This is a genomic window from Candidatus Aminicenantes bacterium (assembly GCA_026393855.1).
In the GTDB taxonomy this organism is placed as follows: Bacteria; Acidobacteriota; Aminicenantia; order Aminicenantales; family UBA4085; genus UBA4085.
The window spans coordinates 14,259-30,726 of record JAPKZJ010000085.1; the positions used below are offsets into that span (position 1 = coordinate 14,259).

The 16,468-nt window shown below is 65.9% G+C and carries 11 protein-coding genes; 2 read left to right on the forward strand and 9 right to left on the reverse strand.

Annotation, left to right across the window (positions count from 1 at the left end; translation table 11 throughout):
• Positions 1-6: 6 nt before the first annotated feature.
• Positions 7-942 carry a prenyltransferase gene (locus NTZ26_10175; GenBank protein MCX6560862.1) on the reverse strand — a complete coding sequence of 312 codons (936 nt, stop codon included), beginning with the start codon at positions 940-942 and terminating at the stop codon, positions 7-9.
• Positions 943-1,246: 304 nt separating this feature from the next.
• Here NTZ26_10175 and NTZ26_10180 point away from each other — a divergent pair, with 304 nt between their 5' ends.
• Positions 1,247-2,488, forward strand: coding sequence for an aldo/keto reductase (locus NTZ26_10180; GenBank protein ID MCX6560863.1), 1,242 nt, complete (start codon positions 1,247-1,249; stop codon positions 2,486-2,488).
• A 96-nt stretch (positions 2,489-2,584) separates the two neighbouring features.
• On the opposite strand, the gene NTZ26_10185 is transcribed toward NTZ26_10180, so the two are convergent.
• From NTZ26_10185 to NTZ26_10220, 8 genes are all read right to left on the reverse strand, one after another.
• Positions 2,585-3,616: a glycosyltransferase family 4 protein gene (locus NTZ26_10185; protein MCX6560864.1), complete on the reverse strand. Its 1,032-nt coding sequence runs from the start codon at positions 3,614-3,616 to the stop codon at positions 2,585-2,587.
• Positions 3,607-5,988 (reverse strand): glycosyltransferase, encoded by a 2,382-nt coding sequence (locus tag NTZ26_10190; GenBank protein ID MCX6560865.1) that lies wholly within the window; start codon positions 5,986-5,988, stop codon positions 3,607-3,609. The genes NTZ26_10185 and NTZ26_10190 overlap by 10 nt, the downstream gene beginning before the upstream one ends.
• Before the next feature lie 70 nt (positions 5,989-6,058).
• Positions 6,059-7,405: an amino acid permease gene (locus tag NTZ26_10195; protein ID MCX6560866.1), complete on the reverse strand. Its 1,347-nt coding sequence runs from the start codon at positions 7,403-7,405 to the stop codon at positions 6,059-6,061.
• Positions 7,402-8,598, reverse strand: a complete 1,197-nt coding sequence (locus NTZ26_10200; protein ID MCX6560867.1) for a hypothetical protein — start codon at positions 8,596-8,598, stop codon at positions 7,402-7,404. Before NTZ26_10200 ends, NTZ26_10195 begins: the two co-directional genes overlap by 4 nt.
• Before the next feature lie 160 nt (positions 8,599-8,758).
• Positions 8,759-10,420 carry a SpoIIE family protein phosphatase gene (locus NTZ26_10205; protein MCX6560868.1) on the reverse strand — a complete coding sequence of 554 codons (1,662 nt, stop codon included), beginning with the start codon at positions 10,418-10,420 and terminating at the stop codon, positions 8,759-8,761.
• A 25-nt stretch (positions 10,421-10,445) separates the two neighbouring features.
• Positions 10,446-12,941 (reverse strand): hypothetical protein, encoded by a 2,496-nt coding sequence (locus NTZ26_10210; protein MCX6560869.1) that lies wholly within the window; start codon positions 12,939-12,941, stop codon positions 10,446-10,448.
• On the reverse strand, positions 12,938-15,277 hold the full coding sequence (locus NTZ26_10215; protein ID MCX6560870.1) for a hypothetical protein: 2,340 nt from the start codon (positions 15,275-15,277) through the stop codon (positions 12,938-12,940). Before NTZ26_10215 ends, NTZ26_10210 begins: the two co-directional genes overlap by 4 nt.
• The gene (locus tag NTZ26_10220) at positions 15,243-15,533 is read right to left on the reverse strand and encodes an STAS domain-containing protein (protein MCX6560871.1); all 291 of its coding nucleotides are present in this window, start codon (positions 15,531-15,533) and stop codon (positions 15,243-15,245) included. The genes NTZ26_10215 and NTZ26_10220 overlap by 35 nt, the downstream gene beginning before the upstream one ends.
• Positions 15,534-15,724: 191 nt before the next feature.
• On the opposite strand from NTZ26_10220, the gene NTZ26_10225 reads away from it, so the two are divergent.
• A partial coding sequence (locus NTZ26_10225; GenBank protein MCX6560872.1) for a metallophosphoesterase occupies positions 15,725-16,468 on the forward strand: 744 nt, incomplete at its 3' end.

Consider the following 16,468-nt stretch of genomic DNA (forward strand, 5'->3'; position numbering starts at 1 on the left):
CCCGTTTTAACGAATGAAGAACCACAACCAAAGGGCGGCGGTGCAAAGCAAACCGAAGATTAGATTATATTGCGCGGTAGCACCGTCGAGGATGACGAAATCCATGGGCAGCCGGGGCGCACGCCTCCGTCGGGCCCGCCCCCATAGCCCGAGAGCCTTCGGCAAGGCCAGCAGGACGATCCCAAAGGTCCAGGGGAGAGCCGGCAGACGCCCTCCCGTCAAGCGCGGGACGGCGACATAGGCCAGAACGATGGCCATGCTCCCGAATACGAGAAACGCGTAGTAAGCCTGGGAGCCCCCGTCGCCCAGGACGGAAGCGAAGGTGCGGACACGGCGCTCCCCGTCGGAGACGATGTCCCGCCAGTTGTTGGCATGCAGGATGCCGATAACCAGCATGGCCATCGGCACGGTCCAGACGACTGGCCGCCAGGAGAAGCTCTTCGTCTGCACGACCCAGGCGCCCAAGGCTCCCAGGAGCCCGAAGTTGAGGAAGACGGCCAAGTCGCCGAGGGCGTGGTACTTGAGCAGGGTGTAGCCGGCTCCGACCGCAACACCGGCCGCGCCGACGATAAGAAGAACGATCCCGGTTAAGGCGGCCAGCCCCAACCCAATCCCGCATCCGACGACGAAAAGGATGATCGCGCCGCGCTTCACGCTCTCGGCCGAAAGCCAGCCGCGGACGATCGCGCCGCTGACCGGAGTAACTTCGCGGTCGAGGCCGCGCTTGAAGTCGAAAACGTCGCTGAGCATATTGGCAGCCGAGTGCAGGATGACCATGCCCAGCAGGGCCAGCCCGAATCGGAGGATATCAAGTCGCGCTCCGCCCAGGACGACGGCCAGCGACGTGCCGAAGACGACGGGCATGGTCGAGGCGGGCAAGGCCCAGGGACGGGCGGCGGTCAGCCATTTGCGGAAGAGGGTCGGCGGGGCGGGTTCGGGCATGTCGATTTCTTCCTATTCTGCCTTTTCCGACGGAGTCCATGAAAGACTCTCGTCGGAGGCTTTATTATAATCGAAAGCCATTCCTGTCCGAACGTGGTCGCCGGCCCGGGCCGGGGGCCTTCATGGCTTCAAGGCGCGGCAGGGCGCTTACGCCACGGCGTCAACCCCCCGGCCGCCGGCCAGGATCTGCTCGCATCCACTTGCAGACATTGATTTTGTGGGCACTCACTCACGGCCCTTCGCCCCTCGCCGAGCCGGCCCGACGAAAGTTGTATGGTATAATACGGCGTTCCAAGGAGACATTATGAGCGAATATACCAAGACCCTCGGACGTCGTTCGTTCCTCAGAAGCGGCTTGATCGGAGCCGCCGGACTCGGCACGCTGGCCTCCATTCCATCCGCCCTGGGTGCCCGGCAAAAGCCGTATATGGCGCCGGCCGGAAAAGCCAAGGAGTCCGGGTTCCTTACCCGGCCGCTCGGCAAGACCGGAGTCTCCCTCCCGATCGTGTCCATGGGGGTCATGAACTCCAACAACGAGAATCTGATCAAGGCCGCCCTGGACGGCGGCATCATGATGCTCGATACCGCCAACGGCTACCAGCGCGGGACCAACGAAACCGTCATCGGCGGCGTCCTGAAAGGCCGTCCGCGCGATTCTTACTTCCTGGCCACCAAAGTCCCCGGCGAACCCCGCGACCGGCAGACGGGCAATTTCTCGGCCGAGACGACGGCCGAAGCCTGGCTCCAGAAGTTCGACGTCAGCCTGCAGCGCCTGGGCCTCGACTATGTCGACATCGTCTACCTGCACAACGTCCAGACTCGGGAGGCCGTTCTGTTCGAGCCCCTGATGAAAGCGCTCGAATCGGTCAAGAAGGCGGGCAAGGCCCGCTTCATAGGCGTCTCGTCCCATAGCAACGAACAGGATGTCGTCCGGGCCGCGATCGAAGGCAAGCTCCACGACGTCGTCCTGGTCGGCTACAACTTCCGCAAGACCAACCTGATTCAATTGGACGCCGCCATCGCCGAGGCGGCCAAAGCCGGAATCGGCATCGTGGCCATGAAGACCCTGGCCGGCGGATTCTGGGACCGCGAGCGCAAAGAGCCGATCAACGTCAAGGCGGCCCTGAAATGGGCCTTGAGCAATCCCCACATCACCACGGCCATCCCCGGCATGACGTCGTTCGACCAGCTCGAGCTCAACATGCAGGTCATGAAGGACGCCGCACTGACGGCCCAGGAGAAGGCGGACCTCAAGCTCATCGAGCCCCAGGCCGGCGGCGGGCTCTACTGCCAAGGCTGCAACGAATGCGCGGGCCAGTGCCCGAATAACCTGCCCGTCCCCTCGCTGATGCGGGGTTACATGTACGCCTACGGCTACCGCAATCTGGGCGAGGCTTATGATCTGGTCTCGTCCCTCGGCGTGTCCGAATCACCCTGCTCCGACTGCTCCCGCTGCGCCGTCAAGTGCGCCATGGGCTTCGACGTCAAGGAGCGAGCTTCGGCCCTGGCCCGGTTGCAGGCCGCCCCCGGAGAATTCTTCGGATAAAATAAAAGAGGGGTCAGGTCTCAACATTCAACATTTCTTCCTTAGGCACGGCATCGTCAGGTAGATGAAATGCTGAATGTTGAGACCTGACCCCTCTCATTTTAGGGCGGCGGCGAAAAGACCGGCCGCCCGCCCGATCGACCAGGCCCGGGCCGTTTCCTCCCCGCCGGCAATCAGCGTCCGGCGCAGAACGGGATCATCCAAGAGCGTCTCGATCCGATCCGTCATCCCATCGACGTCCCCGGGATCAACGATCAGGGCGTTGGCTCCGTTCCGCCCGTATTCGGGAATCGCCCCCACGCGCGTCGTGACCACGGGACAGCCACAGGCCATCGCCTCGAGCGGAGGCAGCCCGAACCCTTCATAGCCGCTCGTGTATAGAAAAACAGAAGCAGAGGAGTAGAGGAGCCTCAGGGTGGAGTCGTTGGGATGAAGCAGGAAGGGGAATCGATCGGGCCAATCCGCGGGCTTGACCGTCCCGCATGCCAGGAGACGGAATTCCGGACGGCGTTCGGCCAGAAGGGAATAAACCGCCTGCCCATCCCGCCCGCCTTTGTGGGCAGCCGGGTGGACGATCATCAGGACCGTGTCCAGACGGCTCTCTCCGTCCGGGAAAAAGACTTCGGGATCCACTCCGGCGGGAACCACTTCCCGAATTTCCGCCCCAAACTCCGATTCGATTTGCGCCCTCACGGCTTGTGACAAAGCCAAACGGCGGAGGGGCAGGCGATAAACGCTTCGGATCGTTTTTTCCGATCCCGTCCCGGCTTCGTGATGCATCAGGAGATGAACGCCGCGGCCTTTGCGCGGCGCGAGCCCGGCGACATCCAAAGCGGTCGGCCAGGAAGTGGCCACCACGACGTCCGCATCCGGGAGATAGGCGTTCCCGATGCGGGGCACGCGGCGGAGCGGCGCTCGCAGCGAAAACCAGGGAGCGCCGGGCGGGACGGTTCGCGTTCGCCTAAATTCTGCCCGCCATTCGCGGCGGGAATAGTGGAACCGGTAGGGCCGGCGCGGATAAACGACGAGAACGCGGTGCCCCGCGTCATGGAGCCGGTCGGCAAGCTGCAGGACCAGCCTGACTCCGCCGGTCCGGGCGACAAACGGAAGGACGAATGTTACTCGCATGGCGGCTTATCCCCCATCCGAAGCGGCCACGGACCGCGCCGCCGCCATTCCGCGACCATCTCCTCGGCTCGCCGGCGCCCGGCCGCCCGGAAGGAAGCCTGCTCTTCCGGAGTCAGGGATACGGCCCGGCGCAGTGCGGCTTCAATGTCGCCGTCACTGACGGGATCGAACAGAATCCCCGCCTCGCCCAGGACCTCCAGGAGCGAACTGGACCGCGAGGCCGCCACCACGGCTTCGCTGGCCATGGCCTCCAGCACGGGCAAACCGAAGCCCTCATACAGACTGGGATAAACAAACGCCGCAGCATGATGATAAAGCGACGGCAGGTGCTCGAGGGGGACGAACCCCAGGCGCCGGATGAAGGGACGGGCCTCGCTCTCGTCAAGAAAGCGGTCAAAGCCCTCGTCCCAACCCGGCGGACCGACCAGGGCCAGGATCGGCCCGCCGAGGCGGGCTTGGCGCAAGCGCTCGAAGGCCCGCACCAATCGACGCAGATTCTTGCGCGGCTCGATGGTCGACACGGAGAGAAGATATCCCGGCTCCAGGCCATAGCCGCGAAGGACATCGGGGGATCGGTGTGAAGAAAAAAAGGCCGGGTGAATGAACGAAGGCGCAATAGAGACGCGCTCTCGGGGCACGCCCAATCGCTCCACGATATCCTTCCGGCTGTGCTCCGAGACAGTGGCCAGGGTGCCGGCATAGCGCAGGGCGTAGGCCAGATATTCATCGAATTCGCGGACGTTGGCTTCGGTGTGCCATTCCGGCCCGATCCGCGTCGTCAAATCCGGGACGAAGGCGATACGGCGGGAGCGGCGAAAGCGGAATCTCCCGCGCCAAGTGATGATCTCGATCACTGGCCCCCGCCATCCCCGCCGGCGCGGAACCCACCATCCGTTGTGGATGAGGAGCGCGGCTCTCTGAAACAGCGGCGGCCGCGGCGGGCCGCCGCGGCGCCGGATCTGCCGGGATCGAAGCCTATCCGCCAGAAAGAGGGCTTGAAGCAGGGCCCACCCTGCGCCCAGATAGGCTAACGGCCGAAGAAAGGAAAACATCCCGGCCAGAATCAGGCTCGCCGCGCCCAAGCCGGATAATATCTGAACGACCGGCCGGGCTACGGACTCATAGAAGGCCGCCCAATGGGATCGCCCGAACAGGACCCGGCGGAGCCGAAGGCGGCCAGCCGGCGGGCCCAGCGATTCTCGGAGCGCTCGGCGGCCGCCGGCGGCGATAGAAACTCGGATGATCGGGGCGCCTGGCCCCTCGACGATCAGGGATCGGATAAGCTCGGTGACGAAGGTGAAATACCCCGTCCGCTCATCCCCGAGCGGCGTGCCGTCGATATGGATCCGGGTGGGGCCGGCCGATCGGCCGCGGAGAGTCTCCGCGATCCGCACCAGACGATTCCCGATCCGGACGATCACGGACAAAGCCCGCCCGGCGGCGTTCCGGACAGAGCTCGGCGTCCCTCGGCGGAGGAGAAGACAATGGGCGGCGTCGGTGATCCGGTCGGGGACTCGGAAAGCGCCGAAGGCGACGCGGGCGGCCGCCCCGTATCGGCGGTGCCGAAGGAGGCGGAGGCCGCACTCGTAGTGCTGGCCCAGGAGATAATCGCCCACCGCGATCCGGAGACTCGGGGGAAGGGAGAGGTCCGTCGACCGCGGCCGCAGCAGGGCCATCTGCTCGGCCAAGGCGGTCTCGGGTTGGGCTTGGGTAAACTGCCCGGCGTGAATACGGCGGAACGACCACGGCTCGGGAATCCGCGACAAGCGCCGGCAGCGGGCGATCCGCAGCCACAGATCCAAGTCTTCGACATAGTGGAACCTGGGGTCGAAATTCCCCGCCTCCAGCACCGCGTCCCGCCGAACCATGGCCGCCGAGACGTCGATGAAACACCCGCGCTGAAGCAGCTCGCGCTCGGCCGATCCCGGGCCGAGATCGAGGCTGCGAAGATCGAACCGGTCGGACCACAGACCGAAAGGGGCACCCGCCTCGTCCATCAAGCGGGCGTCGGAAAAGACGATCGCCGCCTCGGGGCGAGACTCCGCCGCCTCCAAAAAACGCTCCAGCTTGCGAGGCGCCCAGACGTCGTCCTGATCGAGGAAGGCGATCCATTCGCCCCTCGCCCGGGAGACGGCCAGGGCTCGGGCCGCGCCCAGCCCGCGGTGAAGCGTCCGCACGACGGTCAGGCGCGGATCGCGGATCCAGGCTTCGAGAAACGCGCCGGCGCCGTCGGTCGATCCGTCGTCGACGACGAGGAGCTCGAAATCGGACACGGTTTGGGCCAGGACCGAGGCGAGCGCCTCGCCGATGAACGCCGATCCGTTATACAAGCAGACGGCGGCGGTGACAGGGAAGGGGTCAGGCCTCAACATTCGACATGTCGTCCTTGAGTATGAAACGCCTTATGCAGGTGAAATGTCTAATGTTGAGACCTGACCCCTCTTATTCTTCGGCAGGTTTGAAGCCGGACGGACGGACCTTGTGATCGAGGACGTAAATCAAAAAGCCGAGGCCGGTGATCGCGATTCCGGCGATCGACTCCTTGGGCCGATAGAGCAGGCCGTACACCATGATGTAGGCCTGAATGAGCAGAAACAGAACCGGCACGACCGGGTAGCCGATGGTCCGGTAGGGCCGCGGCAGATCGGGCCGTTTGCGGCGCATGATCATCACCCCCAGGACCGTCAGGAAGGTGAAGAGGTTCAGGGTGAATCCGACGAAGACGATGACCTGGTCGAAAGTCGCGGTGACGACATAGAGGGCCGAGATCAATCCCTGCACGACAATGGCCACTGCCGGGATGTCCTTGCGGGTGCTCCGGGCCAGGCCCCGGAACAGCCAGTAATCCTCGCCCAGCACCTTGGACAGCCGCGGTCCGGCGATGATCATGGCGCTGATGCTGGACAGCAGGAGGAATGCGATCAGGCCGCCCATGATCCGGCCGCCCTGGGCGCCGAAGACGTGGCCGGCGAAGATGTAGCCGACTTCGACCTTGCCCACCATCTCGGCCAGGGGCACCGTATAGAGAAAGACGAAGTTCAACAGGACGTAGATGACCACCACGAACAGCGTCCCGGTGATCAGGCTGCGGGGCAGATTCTTCTTCGGGTCCCGGATCTCGCCCGCGACGTAGGCGGCCGCGTTCCAGCCCGAATAGGCGAAGGTGACGAAGTACATCGAGACGGCGAAGGCCGGGCTCAAGATGTCCTTCCAGGCCGCCGCCCCGGCCGCGAACGACAGGCCGGCCGGCTTGCCCACGGCGAGGCCCAGGGCGATCAGGACGAAGATGAAGACGACCTTGAAGGTCGTGATGATGTTCTGGAAGCGCGCCCCGACGACCTTGTCCAGGCTGTGGACGGCGGTCAGGGCGGCAATGACGGCGATGGCGATCCAGGACGACGTGCCCAGGACCGGCAAGAAGGACAGACGCTCGGGCAGGGCCAGCGCACTTCCCGCATAGCGGCCCAGGGCTATGGCCGCCGCCGCCACCGGGGCGGCGAACCCGACCAGGATGGAGATCCAGCCGGCCAGAAATCCGACGGCCGGGTGGAACATCCGGGTCAGGTAGTGGTACTCTCCGCCGCAGCGCGGGAAGAGGACGCCGGCTTCGGAATAGGTCAGCGCTCCGAGCAGGGCGATCAATCCGCCCAGCCCCCACAGCATCAGCAGGGCCAGGCCGGAGGACAGGCCCGCGACCTGGAATCCAAGGCTGGTGAAGACGCCGGTCCCCACCATATTGGCGATGACCAGCGCCGTGGCCGTGGACAGTCCGAATTTGACCGGCTTCACCTCGCTCCCCCGCTCGCGGGGGCGATCTTGCGCTGGAAGTACAGGATCGAATCCTTGTTAGTGCTCCAATGATAGCCGAGATGGAAGGGCAGCTTGCGGAGGTCCGACGCCGGATCGGCGTAGGCCGCCTTGAGGTCCTTCTGCTCGACGCCGGAGAAATCCTTGACCGGCTTGATGTACTCGCCGTAGAGACGGGCCTGCCAGATCTCGGGCTTGAAGTAGCGGTAGGGGATGCCCGTGTCGTCCTCCAGAACGAACCGGCTCTTATCCAGGATGAGGTTGCGGATGTTGGCGAACGTCTTGTAGTGCATCAGGTAGGAGGCCGACTTGACGTAAGTGGACTCGAAGGGGATGGCGGCCAAGTGCTTATACAGGACGGAATCGAGCTTAAAAACGTCGTCGACCAGGTCGCAGGAGAAGTAATAGAGAGACTTGGGGGAGCCGCCCGCTTCCGCACGGAACTCGATCTTGGCACCGTAAGGCCGGCGCTGCTTCTTGGCCGGGACGGCAAAATCGCTCTCCAGCAGCTCGCCGGTGTCAAGAAACTCGCAGCGCTTGACGGCCAGGATATGATTCCCGGTCCTCTCCAGAAACAGGCACAGGATGGGCAGGACTCCGTCCACCTTGTCGCCGCCGAAAGCGGTGTTCATGTTCTTGGTGATGAAGTAGCTCTTGTTGAAGAAATCCGAGAGCGCCGCGGAGACGTTGCGGGTGTACGCGGCAGCCCGCTCGGGCTTGAAAGAGGTGAAGGCGGGCAGCCGGCCGACGAATTCCAGGCCGAGCAGGATGTGGGTCTCCGCCTCCGGGAACAGCACGAAGGAGGTCAGGATGTCCGGGCCGCCGAAGGGGTAGAACAGGATCTTGGTCGCAGCCCGGGCCTCGGCCATCTCGCCGGAGGCCCATTCCCGCATCGGCTTCAGGCGCTTGGTCTCCAAGTCGGCCCAGTTGCGGTCCATGGCGGCCATGAACTCCTTGCCTTCGGGCGTCTCCTGCAGCTTGCGGAGGCTCTCGGACTCGCAGGGCAGGCCGCTTAAAAAGCGGGCCGTTTCCTCGAACGAGATGGCGGGCGCAGCCGCGGCGGCTTGGGCTCGGCGCCCCGGCGGGACGGATGCGGGACTCGCCGCGCCGACGCCGGCGGCGAGCCAGAGGGCGAACGCGGCGAGCCCGAGAAGCTTTCGATTGTAGCGGTTCATGGCGGCACCTGTCTTTGGCAAAGTTAAGAGGGATATCATAAGGAAAACGACGCCGAAATGCCACTTGTTGCGGCCCAGGCCCCGTCCAGCCCCGATTTCCGGCCGCCAAGGTCCACCCGAATCGAGGGCCGGAGGGAATCGGGAGGATGCAAGCCGGAGCTTAACGGATCCGCTTGATCACGACCAGGGTCCGATCGTCGGCGCCGGCCCGCGTCCCCGAGAACTCTTCCAACGCGGCAAAGACGGCGTCGATCAGAACGGCCGACGTCCCGGCGCTGGCGCAAGCCAGCTCGGCCAGCCGGTCGGGGCCATATTCCTCGCCGTCGGCCCGCCGGCTCTCGGTAATGCCGTCGGTGTAAAGCACCCACGTTTCGCCCACCGCGAGGACGGCCTCCCCGACCTCGTACACCAGGCCCGGCAGCATGCCCAAGGCCAGACCGGTGCCGTCCAGGGTGCGCGGCGGCCGGCCGGCGCCGCATAGGATCGGGGGCGGATGGCCGGCATTGACATAGCGAAGGACACCGGTCGCCGTGTCCAGCTCGCCCCAGAAGAAAGTGATGAAATCGTTGATGGGGGAGCTCTTGAACACGAAATCACTCAATTTCGCCGCCAGCCTGGCCAGGTCGTGATCGGGCCGGATCTCGGAGTGTAGCGCGGCCCGCAGCGAGGCCATCAGCAGAGAAGCGCTGACGCCCTTGCCCGAAACGTCGGCGATGGCGATGCCCATCCGGCAGTCGTCCACCGGGATGAAATCATAATAATCGCCTCCGACCTCAAGACAGGGGACGTTGCGGCCGGAGATGTCCAGCTCGGCGCAGAGCGGCGTCTCCTTGGGCAGCAGGTCCTTCTGGATGCGGGCGGCCAGGGCCAGCTCGCGCTCCATACGCTCCTTCTTGATGGCGTCTTCCATCAGCAGGGCGTTCTCGATCTTGACCGCAGCCAGGTTGGCCAGCAGGGTCAGCAGCCGCAGGTCCTTCTCGGCAAAAGGCCGGACCGTCGAGAGCCGATCGGCGTAAAGGACGCCGATGACGGCCTTGTTGTCCCAGAGGGGGACGCAGAGGGCCGAGCGGATGCCGGCCGCCATGACGCTCTCGCGGGCCATGAACCGGGGGTCGATGGCGGCGTCCGTGATGATGACCGAGAGCTTCTGCTCGAAGACCATGGCCACGATGCCCCGGCTGACTTGGATTTTTTCGGCCTGCAGGGCCGGCGTGTTGACCCGGATCGACTTGGTCTGCAGATGGGGCGGCTCGCCCTCGACGAGCATCAGGACGCCGCGATCCATCGCGACGTGGGCGCTGATGAGGCCCATGATGTGGTCGAGCAGCTCGTGCAGGGGGCGATGGAGAAGGAGCGCCTGGCTGACTTCGCCCATGACCGCGGCCACGTCGCGATCGTCGGAGATGCCGTCCGGACCCGGCGCACCGGGACCGACGGGGCCGCCCGTCCGCCGCAGGAGGTCCTGCACGGGGACGACGGTATTGACCCGGGTGATCGAGGCGGCCTCGTCGGTCATCTCGACGGCCGCGGAGAGGGGCCGGTCGAAGACGATCCGGACGCCGCCCAGCCGAACCTCGTCGCCCGTGCGCAGGAGCGCGGCCCCTTCGAGCTTGCGGCCGTTGAGGAAGGTTCCGTTCTTGCTCCCCGCATCCTCCACGACATAGCCGTTCTCCGCCGGTCGGATAACCGCGTGGCGGCTGGAGCAGAACGGATCGCCCAGCGGGACGGAGTTGTCGGCCGCCCGACCGAGGCTGATCGGCTCGGAGCCCAGCTCGATCGAGAAGCCGGCGCCGCGCTTGGGGTAGAGGTAAAGGAGCGGCATGGTTTCGGCTCGATTATAGCAAAAATCAGGCCTCGCCCGTCAGCCGGCGGCGCATCTCGCGGCAGCGCCGGGCCTTGACCTCGTCCGGCCCCTGCTCCAGGAGCGGCAGAACGATGTCCTTGTCTTCCCGGCGGAGCAGGTGCTCAAGCAAGTCGATGGAATAGTCCACCGTCCGTCGCTCGCCCCGGGCGAAGTTCTGCCAGGCACGGACGACATCCTCGAACGGGTAGACCAGGCTGAGCAGGTCGAAGACCCGCTTGAAGGCCCTTTCTAACGCCGCGTTCCCCGTCTCGCCGTCCGGGCCGGCTTGGCCGCGAACCCGGCCTTCGAACAAGTCGCAGGCCGCGCCGACCGCGCGCCGGACTTCGGCCGCGACCGCGGGCTCGGGAAAGCGGAGGGCCGGATTTTCAGACCTCAGCCGAACCAGGGCGGCGATGATTTCGGCCAGAACTTCCGGGTCGCGCCGCCGCAAGGCTCGGACCAGGACGGCGGCGGCCCGCGGGGTCGCCGTCCGGGCCAAAACGCCGGGGACCGCCTTACGGGCGGCCGGGACGAGCGAGGCATCGAGCAGGGCATCGCCCAGAGCCCCGGAGATCCGATCGCCGTAGGCTGCCAACGAGGCGGCCGCGGCATCGGAGAGAGCCGGGTCCCCCAGGCGCGGCAGGATCAGCGGGACATGCTCGCGCCGGAGATGGCGGGAAGCGCTCTCCAGGGCATAGCGGACGACGTCGGGCGAATCGTGCCGCAGCAGCGTCCGCAACCGATCGACTAGCGGCGATTCCGGAGACATCAGGCCGATCGATTTGGCCGCTTCCATCTGATCGACGACCCCGGCCGGCCCGGTTTTTTGGCCCAGCTCGTCGAACCTCCGCTTCATGATCTCCTGGTAAACATCGAGCGACAAAACCTCCCGCACCTGTGCGTCGAGGCTTTCTTCGGCCAGCCGATCGTCCCAGCCCGGGAACAGCGTCGAGCCGCCGGTTCCGATCAGCCCGTCGAACGAATCGGCCTGGACCCGCGAAGCCTCTTCGTTCAGGATGGCCCGCAGCTCCGGGCTCAACCCCTCCCGGCGCACCAGATCCATAAGGTTCATGGCGTAGAGGACGGAGCTGCGGCGGCGGCTGTCAAGGGTGTCGAAGACGAGCTTCGCCGCATCCACGTCCACCCGGCCCATGATAATCTCGTCCGCGTCGAGGCGACGAGCCCGGAGGTTCCCCTTGACGACGCCGCCATAGGTGCGGTTGATCCCGATCGTGAGCAGGATCCAAATCCCCAGGCAAGCCCCGGTCACCCAGCTCATGCCCTTCCAGGAGGGCGCAAAGAGGGCCGTGACGCCGGCGATGAGCAAGGCGGCGATGCCGTCGCCGACCTTATTCAAAAACATATCGATAAACACCTTGGCCCGGGCCCGCGTTTCGACGGGAATGGGCATATACAGAATCTCGCGAGTCGACTGACTGAAGGTGTGAGCCAAGCTTTTTTCAGCGCCTTTGACCGCCACCGCCCAGGGCAGGGCCAAGGCCGCCGGGACGAGGGCCACCGCGGCGACGCCGAGCAGAAGTACCACCGGCGCCACCAGGACCGCCGTCCCCAGCCCGAAAACCCGCAGGACCCGGTGGGTCAGCGCGGACTGGAGGACGAAGGAGACGATGAGCAGAAGGGTAAAGAAAGTTCCCATAAAAGCAGTCTGGGCATCGGCCCCCGTGATCTTCCACTCCAGCACCCGGCTGAACTGGTAATCCAGAAGCGTCGAGACGGTGATGGCCGCCAGCATGGCCCCGCTGATCAGCACCAGATAGCGGTTTTCGAACAGGGCCTTGAGGCTCTTGCGGTACCCCACGCGCTTCGCAGCGGCGTCGGTTTCGACGGGCTTTTTCAGAATGTCATTCGCTGCGACACGCTGCGCCGAAGCGGCAACCGGTCGCCGAAGCACCGCCCCCGCCAAGCCGATCGCCGCCAACAGGAAGGCCAGGCCGACCAGGAGCAGGTTTTCCGACCCCAGCGGCCCGGCCAGGCGGGAGGCCAGGAACGAGCCGAAGATCCCACCCAGCAGTCCGGCCTTGACCAGCGGGCTGACCATGCGCTTGGCTTCCCGCGGCGGGAAGACGTCGCCGACGACGATCCAGAACTGGGTCACGGACATGGCCAGGTAGATGTCGCTCCACAGCCAGTAGAGGATGATCAGCCAGCGGGCGTGGCTCGGGATGGTCAGCCGAAACAGCACCAAGGTGGCGGCGAAGAAGGCCAGGCTGCCCAGGACATAGGATCGCCGCTTCATGGTCCGCAGGAGCCGGGTGTTGAGAGTGACGACCAAGCCCATGACGACGGCCGTGATCAGATAAGCGAACGGCAAGCGCTTGGCTTGCAGCGAATTCAGGAACAGGGAAATCTTGACGGCTTTGAAGACGTAAGCCGAAGCGGTCAGACAAAAAAAGAGCCCGGCCAGGTTCCGCCCTTCGGCGACCCGATCGGGCGCGCTCTCGCGGATGTCCTTGAACAGGAATTCGGAAATCCGGCTCATGCGGTCCCCCCGGGGCACGGCAGCCGTTCCAGGACGGGAACAATGCGCTCTTTGAGGTCGAGCGGCAGGACGTGATCCAGGAGCTCCAGGGCGAAGGCCGTCTCGTCGGCGGAGCCGCTGACGAAGCATTGCCCGGCCCGGGTCAGGTCCTCGCCGGGATGCAGAAGGTTCAGGAGCCGGAACAGCCATAGGCCGTCGGCCCGCGCGAGCGCTGCGGCGAGGCGGCCGATCTCGCCCTCCAGGGCGATCCGCACCGCGGCCGGGTCGAAGACGAGGCCAGGGGCCTGCTCGCGGACGCGGTCGAGGGCGTCGATGAGATCGCGCTCCACACCCGGCAATCCCGCGGCCAGGGCGTCGAGCAGGGCATCCGCGGTGTCCTGGGAGGGTGTGGCGGCCAGAATGGCGGCGATCCTCCGGCGGACCTCGTTGGCCAGGCTCGGATCGAGAAGATAATCGCCCAGCGTGCCGGCCGCCGCGGCCCCGTAGCGGGCCAGGGCTTCGGCGGCGTCGCTGCGGGCCCGCGGATCGGCCAACCGGTTCACCAGCCAGGGCAGCGATTCGCGCCGCCGCAGCCGGCCGGCCGATTCGACGGCATAGTGGACGACTTCGGGCGAGGCGTCGAGCAGGAGATCCTCCAGCCGCTCGGCCACGGGCGAGCCGCGGTCCATGAGGCCGGCCGCCTTGGCCAGCTCCATCCGGGCGGTCTCGCCGCCCTCTTCGCCGCGCAGGACCCGGCCGGCGTAATCCCCCATCACTCGCTGATATTCGGGCAGGGCCAGGATCTCGCGGATGTCCGCGTCGGCGGCCAGAAGCTCGGCGCCGGGCGGGGGCAGCCAGGGCATCTCTTCGCCGTCCAGGAGCGGCGAAACGGGCTGGGGGCCCAAGGCGCTTTTCTCCTCCTCCAGGAAGCTCGCGATCTCCGGCGTCAGCCGGCCTTCGCGGGCCAGCTCGTAAAGATGAATGGCAAAGAGGGACGGGCTCCTCTTCCGGCTGTCCAGCGCGTCGACGATCGTCTTGGCCGCATCCGCGTCGGCCCGGCCCTGGACCAGCCCTTCGCCCCGCTCCCACTTGCCGGCCAGGTGGCCGGTCACCGCCCGACCGTAGGCCTTGCCCAGCCGGACGTTTAGAAGGAGCCAGACGGCCACGAGGAGCATAGACGCGCCCCCGACCACGGCAACGCTGGGCCCGGTCGGCAGGAGGAAGAGCAGGAGGAGCAGGCCGGCGCCCGCGGTCTTGGAAAACCGGTTCAGGAACATGTCGATGAAGACTTTGGCTCGGTATTTGCGGTCGGCCGGGACGGGGATATATAGAAGCTCTCGCGACGATTGCTGGATGGAGTAGGAGAAGGCCTTGTCCGCCCCCTTGACGGCCAGGGCCCAGCCCAGGACCGGCCAGACCGCGACGCCGCCCGAGCAGACGAGGAGCGCCAGCGGGTAGATCATTAGAGCCACCCGCAGCCCGAAGCGGCGGAGGAACCGGCTGGTCAGGACGATCTGGAAGAGGAACGCGACCGCCAGCAACCCGGCGTTGAAGCGGCCGAAAAACGCGGCCAGGTTCAGCTTGGCCGCCGAGACGTCGATGACGGCCTTGGATTGCCAGTCGATGAAGGTCGAGACGATCCCGGTCAGGAGCGCCAGCACGGCCAGCAGCCGCAGATAGGAGTCCCCGCGGACGGTCCGGAAGGAGTCGAGAAACCCGGGCCGGGGCGCCGCCGAGGACGCGGGCGAGACGGCCGCGGCCGTGTCGCCCCTCTGGTCCAGCCGCCGGAACAGGAGGTTGACGGCGACGGCTCCCAGGACGAGCAGGCCCGCGGCCGCGAAAAGAAGGTCTTCGGGCCTCCCGGGCCGGGCCAAAAAACCGGTGACAAGGCCGCCGGCGATGCCCCCCAGGATGCCGCCGCTGCCCAGAAAGCCGACTAGGCGCTTGGCCTGCCGGGGGTTGAAGACGTCGTTGACCAGGAACCAGAACTGGGTCGTCAGGACGACGACGAAAATGTTCGCCCACAGCCAATACAGCAGGGTGATCCACGGCCAATGCAGGCCGAATAGAAAATGGAAGAGGGCTGCCGTCGCGGCGAAGGCGAGCAGGCTGCCGACGAGGAGCCCCCGCCGCGGCAGGCGGGCCTGCAGACGGGCGTGCACGGCGACAGCGACGGCGACGAGCGCCGCCGTCCCGTAGGCCCAGGGCAGGTATTGAACCCCGATGTCGTCGAGGTAGCTGGCGTCGCGGACGGACTTGATGATAGTGAAGGGAGCCGTGATCAGGAAGAAATAGAGGAAGAAGAGGACGGCCTCGCCGGCTTCACCCGGGCGCAGGCCGAGGCCGCGTCCGACCATTCCCGGGAACCGGCGCCCCCAGCTTGAGCTTGCCGCCGAGATTGTGAGTGGAGATGTAGCTGGCCAGGATCTCGCCGACGCCGAAGCTGTCGATGAAGCCGACCTTCTCGAAATTGAGGAGGATGAACCGGCGCCCCTCCTCCAGCACCGCCTTGACCAGGTCATGCAAGGTGACGTCGATGATGTCGGAACGCTTGATCTCGCCGTCGACGTCGAAGATGACGATGCCTTCTTTTTCGCGCTTGCTGATGAGCATGGGATGCCGATGTTTTTATACCGGAAGGGGGACGCGAAGTCAACCGGGCTCCACTTGACAGCCCGGTCCATTCTCAACATATTAAGGGCAGGCTCATGAGAGGAATTCCTGCGGGCCGGCCTGGGATCGCGCGCGAGTCCGTACCCCCAACCTCCACAAGGACGGCCCAATCGCCAGCCCCGATTGTCCTCGTGATCATCGCCGTTGCCGCGATATCCTTGATTGCGGCCGGCTCGACGGCGCCTGCGGCGTTTTTCGCGTCCGCCCCGCAGTCCTCCCAGCGCGGCGGCCCTCCCCGCGACCGCCCCCTCGTGCGGCCGCCCGACCGGGCCGGGGTCTGGACGGACGTTTCCAAGATCGTCGCCGTGGGCGATCTGCACGGCGCCTACGAAGAGTTCGTGGACATCCTCAAAGGGACGGGCCTCGTCGGGCCCGACCTGGCCTGGACGGGCGGGACGGCCCACCTCGTCCAGATGGGCGACGTGATCGACCGCGGCCCCCGGGCCCGGGACATCTACGACCTGATCCGCCGCCTGGAGAAAGAAGCTGCGACCGCCGGCGGCCGCGTTCACATGCTGATCGGCAACCACGAAGCCATGGCCCTGATGGGGCTGTCCTTCGATTACCAGGGCTTAGTGAGCCCGGAGCAGTTCGTCGCGTTCGTGCCCGAGCGCATCCGCCGCCGGGCGGAGACAGAATACCGCCGGAAGTTCGGCCCGGGCGCCGATCTGATGAAGATGTGGGCCGAGACTCTGCCGGCCAACGAGGGCGCCCGCGACGCCTACTTCGAGTTCCTGCGGCGCGAATACGGCCGCTGGATCGCCCTGCACGACACCATCATCCGGATCAACGACACGGTCTTCGTCCACGGCGGCTTGAGCGACCGCTACGCGGCCTGGCCGTTCGATCGCATCAATGAGACGGTCCAAGGTGAG

What these genes read in the sequence shown, in the direction of transcription:
- NTZ26_10220 (MCX6560871.1), bottom strand. Translation starts at nt 15,533, where the DNA reads ATGCTCATCAGCAAGCGCGAAAAAGAAGGCATCGTCATCTTCGACGTC.
- NTZ26_10185 (MCX6560864.1), bottom strand. Translation starts at nt 3,616, where the DNA reads ATGCGAGTAACATTCGTCCTTCCGTTTGTCGCCCGGACCGGCGGAGTC.
- NTZ26_10190 (MCX6560865.1), bottom strand. Translation starts at nt 5,988, where the DNA reads ATGTTGAGGCCTGACCCCTTCCCTGTCACCGCCGCCGTCTGCTTGTAT.
- NTZ26_10215 (MCX6560870.1), bottom strand. Translation starts at nt 15,277, where the DNA reads ATGGTCGGACGCGGCCTCGGCCTGCGCCCGGGTGAAGCCGGCGAGGCC.
- NTZ26_10200 (MCX6560867.1), bottom strand. Translation starts at nt 8,598, where the DNA reads ATGAACCGCTACAATCGAAAGCTTCTCGGGCTCGCCGCGTTCGCCCTC.
- NTZ26_10205 (MCX6560868.1), bottom strand. Translation starts at nt 10,420, where the DNA reads ATGCCGCTCCTTTACCTCTACCCCAAGCGCGGCGCCGGCTTCTCGATC.
- NTZ26_10175 (MCX6560862.1), bottom strand. Translation starts at nt 942, where the DNA reads ATGCCCGAACCCGCCCCGCCGACCCTCTTCCGCAAATGGCTGACCGCC.
- NTZ26_10180 (MCX6560863.1), top strand. Translation starts at nt 1,247, where the DNA reads ATGAGCGAATATACCAAGACCCTCGGACGTCGTTCGTTCCTCAGAAGC.
- NTZ26_10210 (MCX6560869.1), bottom strand. Translation starts at nt 12,941, where the DNA reads ATGAGCCGGATTTCCGAATTCCTGTTCAAGGACATCCGCGAGAGCGCG.